Annotated in this window: 3 protein-coding genes; all 3 read right to left on the bottom strand. The window is 44.1% G+C overall.

What is annotated here, in order from left to right; translation table 11 throughout:
• Nucleotides 1-224: 224 nt before the first annotated feature.
• A complete protein-coding gene (locus CSQ88_RS22300) occupies nucleotides 225-938 on the bottom strand; it encodes a hypothetical protein (RefSeq protein WP_099400250.1) in 714 nt (237 codons plus the stop codon).
• A 36-nt stretch (nucleotides 939-974) separates the two neighbouring features.
• Nucleotides 975-1,430 (bottom strand): CesT family type III secretion system chaperone, encoded by a 456-nt coding sequence (locus tag CSQ88_RS22305; protein WP_099400251.1) that lies wholly within the window; start codon nucleotides 1,428-1,430, stop codon nucleotides 975-977.
• A 445-nt stretch (nucleotides 1,431-1,875) separates the two neighbouring features.
• Nucleotides 1,876-2,072, bottom strand: a 197-nt coding sequence (locus CSQ88_RS22310) for an IS3 family transposase (RefSeq protein WP_143449579.1), incomplete at its 5' end; no start/stop codon positions are given.

Here is a 2,072-nt window from a genome sequence, read left to right on the forward strand (position 1 = left end):
CCAACAGGACGCAGTAATCCGCGGGTTGTGAAACGACGAACTAAGCATTTTGCAAGTAGAAAAGGCACGGAAATTCTTAATCAACGGCATAACTGGGGAATAAAAATCATAAAGTGAACAGCATTGCGGGTGTCCAACTTTTGGGGTGCAGTTCAGCTCTGGCGTAGGTCATTTTTTTCTACATCGAACTACGCTAGTAAACGTGATCTTGCCACTCCCTGAAATCAGACAGACGTTTCCCACAGCATTACCGGAGCTGCCACCGGCTTCTCATATTTCGCTGCTATTTTCGCCAGCGTAGCATCGAACTCAATTAGGGAGGCTTTGCCGCTATTTCTGGCATATGGCTCTACGATCTCCAGCAGCTTGCTGTGCACATAGTCAGCGTTCGATTTTATCTGTTCTGGTGTTTTACAATACTTAGGAAACTTGCTATTCACAGGAATCATAATGCCACTTGCTATGCCGTTGGCGCCAGCCGCTTTGGGAGTCCATATGTCGTTCTTTTCACTACAGGACAATCCCGCCTTAAGTGCTGCCTCGCCAATTTCACGGAAATAATCATTAGGAATCACTTTGTGCCCTTGCTCTTGCAGGCGCTGACAACATTGATCTTTTGCACGACTGTAGACAGCGGCAAGACTCATTTGGACTGTTTGCGTTACAGTTTCAGGGTCTTTAACCATATCTTTCGCCAGTTTTTTCTGAAATTTTCCCAGCTCGGCCTGTAAGGGTTTTGTTACAGGTGAGAGAGGAGCGGCCTTGTGTGACACATTGGAGGATGGCGGTTTTGGAGGGCGAGTTACTGTCTTCGCTTGAAATGACTGCAAAGAGTGTCCTTGGTAAGAAGTTAAAATGCGTGTGCTGGCATTCGAGGATTTAAGGCCAAGATTGCGGAAGGCCTGTGAAATTACATTGTAAGTAATTTTCGGGGGCATAATGGCATTTCCTTTACGATGAGGTGAAATGTTAGATCAATAGACTGAAGTCAGGCGCAGCCTGGGATTTTCTTCAGGGAATTGATGGTGTGTAGATGCTGTTAGTAGAGTTTCAGAAAGTGCCAGTACTTCATCAAATGCGCTCAATAAGACAGATAAATCAGCCGCTGGTAGTGATAACTTGAGCCAGCAGACAAGCTGCTGATCCTCAGTGAGCGAGACGATGGGCTGATAGTTGTCAGAACTGATCTGATTGTGTTTCAGGCAAAGATGGCTGAAGGCTGGATCTTCCTCTGGATAGCTGCCAAGATTGGCTTCCAGTAGCAAGGTATCCGGTGCAATGCTTTCAAAATAGATACTATAGCTGTCATCGATCAACAGCCCAACTGGGCCGCCAAGCATGGCATCCTGATCGACAGGAAGCTCGAGGTATTGAAATAACTCGCAGATCAGCTGATTACATTGTTCGGATGGCATGTAAGTAGTATTCATCTAAGATAGCCAGCTTGTAATTTATTCATATAAATTGGCTGGGGCGTCATACATAGATTTTTAGGCATAATTAATTCCTTTTAAAAAGCGTATTGAAAAACTAACTATTAAAAAAATACAATCAACATAAATAAAAAGTTTTTAATTACGCCTAAGAAGTATAAGCAAGTCGAATAAAAGCAAGCAATGAGACGGGTACAATCTTAATGTTGTAGTGGTGCAGATTTGTACGGTAACTCCGCCACAAAACCAGCTCATTTTTAAGTAGAGTTTTCTTGCTGTCTTTGAGGAGATCTACATAAAAGCTGTGGGCAATTGATATTGCCAGATTATGGCGTTTTTAAAGCAAGCCGAAGCCGGCTCGACCCTCCTCGATCTGAGCCGCGAACACGGAATGAGTTCTGAGGGCTGCGTCAATCACGGACACCAAGCTTTGGGTTTATTTCTAATTTTCTAGCTCAAACTGCTTAGCAAATACCGCTGGTGCCTCGTCGTTCAGACGTGAATGGCGACGAATCCGATTGTAAAATATTTCAATGTATTCGGTGATTTCTTCCTGCGCTTCTGCTCGTGTTTTATAGCTACGATGATGAACCAATTCATTCTTCAATGAGCCCCAAAAACTTTCCATTGGCGCATTGT

Origin of the sequence: Iodobacter sp. BJB302 (assembly GCF_002735645.1) — a bacterium.
In the GTDB taxonomy this organism is placed as follows: Bacteria; Pseudomonadota; Gammaproteobacteria; order Burkholderiales; family Chitinibacteraceae; genus Iodobacter.